Origin of the sequence: Streptomyces sp. DH12, assembly GCF_020873895.1 — a bacterium.
Classification (GTDB): domain Bacteria; phylum Actinomycetota; class Actinomycetes; order Streptomycetales; family Streptomycetaceae; genus Streptomyces.
Map to the genome: position 1 here is coordinate 339,348 of NZ_JAHWGT010000002.1, position 6,401 is coordinate 345,748.

6 protein-coding genes are annotated in these 6,401 nt (G+C 70.1%); all 6 read left to right on the forward strand.

The features are described 5' to 3' along the window. The first annotated feature begins 8 nt into the window (after positions 1-8). Complete coding sequence (locus tag LPA54_RS03155; RefSeq protein ID WP_228973515.1) at positions 9-959, forward strand: carbohydrate ABC transporter permease; 951 nt, start codon at positions 9-11, stop codon at positions 957-959. A gap of 271 nt (positions 960-1,230) precedes the next feature. Further along, the gene (locus LPA54_RS03160; RefSeq protein WP_228973516.1) at positions 1,231-2,442 is read left to right on the forward strand and encodes an ROK family transcriptional regulator; all 1,212 of its coding nucleotides are present in this window, start codon (positions 1,231-1,233) and stop codon (positions 2,440-2,442) included. Between the two features lie 130 nt (positions 2,443-2,572). Continuing rightward, positions 2,573-3,667 (forward strand): substrate-binding domain-containing protein, encoded by a 1,095-nt coding sequence (locus tag LPA54_RS03165; RefSeq protein ID WP_228973533.1) that lies wholly within the window; start codon positions 2,573-2,575, stop codon positions 3,665-3,667. Between the two features lie 195 nt (positions 3,668-3,862). Next, positions 3,863-4,657, forward strand: a complete 795-nt coding sequence (locus LPA54_RS03170; RefSeq protein WP_228973517.1) for an ATP-binding cassette domain-containing protein — start codon at positions 3,863-3,865, stop codon at positions 4,655-4,657. Next, on the forward strand, positions 4,654-5,952 hold the full coding sequence (locus tag LPA54_RS03175; protein ID WP_228973518.1) for a sugar ABC transporter permease: 1,299 nt from the start codon (positions 4,654-4,656) through the stop codon (positions 5,950-5,952). The genes LPA54_RS03170 and LPA54_RS03175 overlap by 4 nt, the downstream gene beginning before the upstream one ends. Positions 5,953-6,218: 266 nt before the next feature. Continuing rightward, positions 6,219-6,401, forward strand: a 183-nt coding sequence (locus tag LPA54_RS03180; protein ID WP_228973519.1) for a 1-deoxy-D-xylulose-5-phosphate synthase N-terminal domain-containing protein, incomplete at its 3' end; no start/stop codon positions are given.

Consider the following 6,401-nt stretch of genomic DNA (forward strand, 5'->3'; position numbering starts at 1 on the left):
AGCGGCTCGTGACCACCGACGAGATCCGCAAGACCGACGGGCCGGCACCGGGCCCCGCCGCCCAGCCGCCCCCGCCCGCCCACCGGCCGCCCGCGGGGCCCGGGCGCGCCGGGGCCCGCCCGGCCGAGGGCGGCGTCCTCAACGTCTTCTCGCACGGCATCCTCGTGCTGTGGGCGCTGATGGTCGGCGTCCCGCTGCTGTGGGTGCTGTGGAGCGCCTTCAAGGACAGCAACGGCATCCTCACCGACCCGTGGGGGCTGCCGACGGTCCTGCACTGGGAGAACTGGTCCAACGCCTGGAACGAGGCGAACATGGGCCGCTACTTCCTGAACACGGCGGTCATCGTGGGCGGCTCGGTCACCGGCACGATGGTGCTGGGTTCGATGGCCGCGTACGTGCTGGCCCGCTTCACCTTCCCCGGCAACCGGCTGGTCTACTACCTGTTCGTCGCCGGGATGTCCTTCCCGGTGTTCATGCTGGTCATCCCGCTCTTCTTCGTGATGCGGGACTTCCCCGGGACCTCGCTGCTGGCGACGTACCACGGGCTGATCCTCGTCTACATCGCGTACTCGCTGCCCTTCACCGTCTTCTTCATGACGGCGTTCTTCCGGACGCTGCCCACCTCGGTGGCGGAGGCGGCGCTGATCGACGGCGCCTCGCACACCCGCACCTTCTTCCAGGTCATGCTGCCGATGGCGAAGCCCGGACTGATCAGCATCGGGATCTTCAACTTCCTGGGCCAGTGGAACCAGTACCTGCTGCCGATGGTGCTGAACCAGCAGGAGGACAAGTACGTCCTGACCCAGGGCCTGGCGATGATCGCCCTCCAGCAGGGGTACGAGAACGACTGGGGCGCGCTCATGGCCGGCATGGTGATCGCGATGCTGCCCGTGCTCGTCGTGTACGCGGTCTTCCAGCGGCAGGTGCAGGCGGGGCTCACCTCCGGCGCCCTGAAGTAGCCGGAGCGCCGGGAGCACCCGCGGCGGCCGACACCCATGCGGGCCGTGACACTGCCCACGAGCCGTGACACGTACGACCCGTGAACCGCCCGTCGGAGCCCGAGGGCCCCGGCGGGCGGTTTCTTTCTGTCTGGATGCCGACATTCCGGGCTTATGGCGACATTATCCGCTCATCGGAGCTTCGTGATGCTCAAGGTCTTGACGGAGGCCAACGCGAAAGGCTCAGCTTAGAGTTCACATGTTGGAGAAAACGGCAGGAGTGAGAGAGTCGATGGAGACTCCGGGGTCGCAGACGTCTCTGCATCGCGCCAACCTCGAACGGGTCGTGCGCGCCGTCCGTATGGCCGGTTCCCTCACCCAGGCGGAGATCGCCCGGGCGACGGGGCTGTCCGCCGCCACCGTCTCCAACATCGTGCGGGAGCTGAAGGACGGCGGCACGGTCGAGGTCACCCCGACCTCCGCGGGCGGCCGCCGCGCCCGCAGCGTCTCGCTCAGCGGTGACGCCGGGATCGTCATCGGCGTCGACTTCGGCCACACGCACCTGCGCGTCGCCGTCGGCAACCTGGCCCACCAGGTGCTCGCCGAGGAGGCCGAGCCGCTCGACGTGGACGCCTCCTCCGCCGAGGGCTTCGACCGGGCGGAGCACCTGGTCAAACGGCTGATCGAGACCACCGGCATCGGCCCGGACAAGGTCATCGGCGTGGGGCTCGGCGTCCCCGGTCCGATCGACGTCTCCTCCGGCACGCTCGGCTCGACCTCGATCCTGCCGGGCTGGAGCGGGATCAACCCCAGCCGCGAGCTGTCGGCCCGCCTCGGCGTCCCCGTCCACGTCGACAACGACGCCAACCTCGGCGCCCTCGGCGAGCTCGTCTGGGGCGCCGGCCGGGGCGTCCGCGACCTGGCCTACATCAAGGTGGCCAGCGGCGTCGGCGCCGGGCTCGTCATCGACGGGCAGATCTACCGCGGCCCCGGCGGCACCGCGGGCGAGATCGGGCACATCACGCTCGACGAGTCCGGCCCCGTCTGCCGCTGCGGCAACCGCGGCTGCCTGGAGACCTTCACCGCCGCCCGGTACGTCCTGCCGCTGCTCCAGCCCGGCCACGGCCCCGACCTGACCATGGAACGGGTGGTCCGGCTCGCCCGCGAGGGCGACCCCGGCTGCCGCCGCGTCGTGGCCGACGTGGGCCGCCACATCGGCAGCGGCGTCGCCAACCTCTGCAACCTCCTCAACCCCAGCCGGGTCGTCCTCGGCGGCGACCTCGCGGAGGCCGGCGAGCTGGTCCTCGCGCCCATCCGGGAGTCCGTCTCGCGGTACGCGATCCCCAGCGCCGCCCGGCACCTCTCCGTGGCGCCGGGTGCCCTCGGCGGGCGCGCCGAGGTGCTGGGCGCGCTCGCCCTCGTGCTGAGCGAGATGGGCGATTCGACCCTTCTGGAGGGCGCGGCCCCGGCTGTCGGGAAGGCGACTACGCCTGCGTTCACTTAGATAACGCATGGCACCGTTGTCATCTCGTTAACAATTCACTCCTTGACGATGGCCTAGCGGCCGAGTTGACTCACAGCCACCTCGGCCGCAGTGTCGCGGCCACGTCAGGGAGGCAAACCCAATGAACGCAATGACGCGACGCGTCGTCATAGGTACGGCCGCGGTGTCCATGGCCGTGTCCCTCGCCGCCTGCGGCAAGGCGGGCGACGGCGGCTCCGCCGGCGGTGGCGACGGCGGTGACGGCAAGACCATCGGTCTGCTCCTGCCCGAGAACAAGACCACGCGCTACGAGACCTTCGACCGCCCGATCATCGAGGCGAAGATCAAGGCGCTCTGCTCGGACTGCGAGGTCAAGTACAACAACGCCGCGCAGGACACCGAGACCCAGAAGAAGCAGTTCGACGCGCTCGTCACGCAGGGCGTCAAGGTGATCATCCTCGACGCGGTCGACTACAAGGCCACCAAGACCTGGGTGCAGCAGGCCGAGAAGAAGGGCGTCAAGGTCGTCGCGTACGACCGGCTCGCCGAGGGCCCCATCGCCGCCTACGTCTCGTACGACAACGAGAAGATCGGCCGCCTCCAGGGCGAGGCCCTCGTCAAGGCGCTGGGCGCCGGGGCGAAGGACGCCGACGTCGTCATGATCAACGGCTCGCCCACCGACCCGAACGCCCCGCTCTTCAAGAGGGGCGCGCACAGCGTCCTGGACAAGCAGGTCGGGAAGATCGTCTACGAGCAGGACATCCCGGACTGGTCCCCGGACGAGGCCAACAAGAAGATGGGCGCCGCCGTCGACTCGCTCGGCAAGGACGGCTTCCAGGGCGTCTACTCCGCCAACGACGGCATGGCCGGCGGCATCATCACCGCCCTCAAGAAGCAGGGCGTCAAGGTCCCGGTCGGCGGCCAGGACGCCGAGCTCGCCGGTCTGCAGCGCATCCTGAAGGGCGAGCAGTCCTTCACGATCTACAAGCAGATCAAGCCCGAGGCCGAGACCACCGCCGAGATCGCCGTGGCGCTCCTCAAGGGCGAGAAGTTCGACCACCTCACCCCGACCAAGGTCACCAGCCTCACCGGCGAGTTCAAGAACATCCCGGCGAAGCTCTACGACGCGCAGATCGTGACCAAGGACAACATCGCCGACACGATCATCATGGACAAGGTCTACCAGGCCGCCGACATCTGCACGGCCGAGTACAAGGCCGCCTGCGAGGCCGCCGGCATCAAGTAGCCGGTACCCCTCCCCGCTCCGCGCGCGGGGCCCGTCCCGGACGGGCCCCCACGAGGCCCGTTCGACCCGGGCCCCCGCACCGGTCCGGTGCCCGCCCCCTCATCACGCCCCGCGGCGGCGGGCGGGCGCCGGACTCCCTCGCACCCCTTGTGCTCCAACGCACCACCATCCCCGTCCGTCGGGCGGGTGAAGGAGATGATTCACGTGTCCGCTACGCCCGTGCTGGCGTTGCGCGGAGTCTCCAAGCGGTTCGGCGCCGTCCAGGCGCTCACCGACGTAGACCTGGAGATCCACGCCGGAGAGGTCGTCGCCCTGCTCGGCGACAACGGCGCCGGCAAGTCGACCCTCGTCAAGACGATCTCGGGGGTCCACCCGATCGACGAGGGCACCATCGAGTGGGAGGGCCGTCCGGTCCGGGTCGCCCGGCCCAACGACGCCCAGGAACTCGGCATCGCCACCGTCTACCAGGACCTCGCCCTCTGCGACAACCTCGACGTGGTCGCCAACCTCTTCCTCGGCACCGAGCTGCGCCGCGCCTCCGTCCTCGACGAGATCGCGATGGAGAAGCGCGCCAAGGAACTCCTCGACACCCTCTCGATCCGCATCCCGAGCGTGCGCATCCCGGTCGCCTCCCTCTCCGGCGGCCAGCGCCAGGTCGTGGCCATCGCCCGCGCCCTGATCGGCAACCCCAAGATCGTCATCCTGGACGAGCCGACCGCCGCGCTCGGCGTCGAGCAGACCGCACAGGTGCTCGACCTCGTCGAGCGGCTCCGCGAGAACGGCCACGGCGTCATCCTCATCACCCACAACATGGCCGACGTCCGGGCCGTCGCGGACCGCGCCGCCATCCTGCGCCTCGGCCGCAACAACGGCGTCTTCGACGTCCGAGGCACGTCCCACGAAGAGATCATCGCCGCGATCACCGGTGCCACGGACAACGCCGTCACCCGTCGCCAGGCCCGCAATGCCACGAAGGAGGACGCGAAGTGAGCGACCTCACCAAGACCCCCCGCGGCGCCCACGCCGCGGACGACGCCGAGCGGCCCGCGGCGCCCGTACCGGCCGTCGACCCCCGCCTCCTCGTCCGCGAGCAGGGCCTCAAGGGCTACTGGACCGAGTTCACCCGCAAGGTCCGCGGCGGCGAGCTCGGCTCCCTGCCCGTCTTCATCGGCCTGATCGTCATCGCGGTCGTCTTCCAGTCGCAGAACGCCAACTTCCTGTCGGCGAGCTCCGTCGCGAACATCGCGGTGTACAGCGCCGGCCTCGGCATCATGTCGGTCGGCATCGTCTTCGTCCTGCTCCTCGGCGAGATCGACCTCTCGGTCGGCTCGGTCGCGGGCGTCGGCGCCGCCGTCTGGGCGGTGCTCAGCGTCAGCAACGGCGTCGGCGACTGGCTCGCCATCGTCATCGCCCTCCTCTCCGGCCTCGGTCTCGGCCTGCTGCACGGCTTCTTCTTTTCCAAGATCGGCGTGCCCGCCTTCGTGGTCACCCTCGCCGGCTTCCTCGGCTGGAGCGGCCTGCAGATCTGGCTGATGGGCAAGGAAGGCTCCATCAACACGCCGACCGGCAGCGTCGTGGAGAACCTCACCGGCTACTACTTCGAGGACAAGGCCGCCGCCTACGGCCTCGCCGTCGCCGCGGTGCTCCTGTACGCCGCCTCGCTCCTGCTCGACGTCAAGCGCCGCCGCGCCGCCGGCCTGCCCGCCCGCCCCACCAGCGAGATCCTGCTGCGCACCGGCGTCGTCGCGGTCCTGTGCCTCGCCGTCGCCTATGTGCTCAACGAGCCCGCCGGCGCCCGCGGCCTGCCGCTGGCCCTCGTGCTCTTCCTCGCCGTCCTGGTCGTCGCCGACTTCGTCGCCCGCCGCACCACCTTCGGCCGCCAGGTCTTCGCGGTCGGCGGCAGCGCCGAGGCCGCCCGCCGCGCGGGCATCAACGTCGACCGGATCAGGATCACCGTCTTCGGCCTCTCCGGCCTGCTCGCCGCGTTCGGCGGCCTCTTCGTCGCCAGCCTCTCCGGCGGCGCCACCAAGAGCCTCGGCGGCGGCAACACCCTGATGCTCGTCATCGCGGCGGCCGTCATCGGTGGCACCAGCCTCTTCGGCGGCCGCGGCAAGGTCTGGTCCGCCCTCCTCGGTATGATCGTCATCCAGTCGATCCAGCAGGGCCTGAACATGCTCGGCATGGCGAGCGAGATCCAGTACATGATCACCGGCGCGGTGCTCCTCGCCGCCGTCGTGATCGACTCGGTCTCCCGCAGGACCCAGAAGGACGCCGGCCGCGCGTAGCGGTACGAACCACCCCTGTGCCCGGCGCCACGCAACCGGCGCCGGGCACCGGTGCGTCCTGAAGGAGGGACCCGCACGCACCGGGCATCCCACCGGCCCCTCGTGGGTACATCGGTCCATGTCCGCATCGCCCGTCCGTGTGACCTCGGACGGGCGTCCCCAGGCACGGCCCGATGTCCACAGTCCGGGACGGAACATTAGACTCGGCGGATCGGCACGTTCGACCGGCTCACACCTCGACCAGCCCAACACGCAAGGAGGCACGGGTGGCATTGCTGACCCGTATCAGGGGACCGCGCGACCTCGACCGGCTCTCCCCGGAGCAGCTTGACCGGCTGGCCTCGGAGATCCGGTCCTTCCTCGTCGACGCGGTCTCGAAGACCGGCGGCCACCTCGGCCCGAACCTGGGTGTGGTGGAGCTGACCATCGCCCTGCACCGGGTCTTCGAG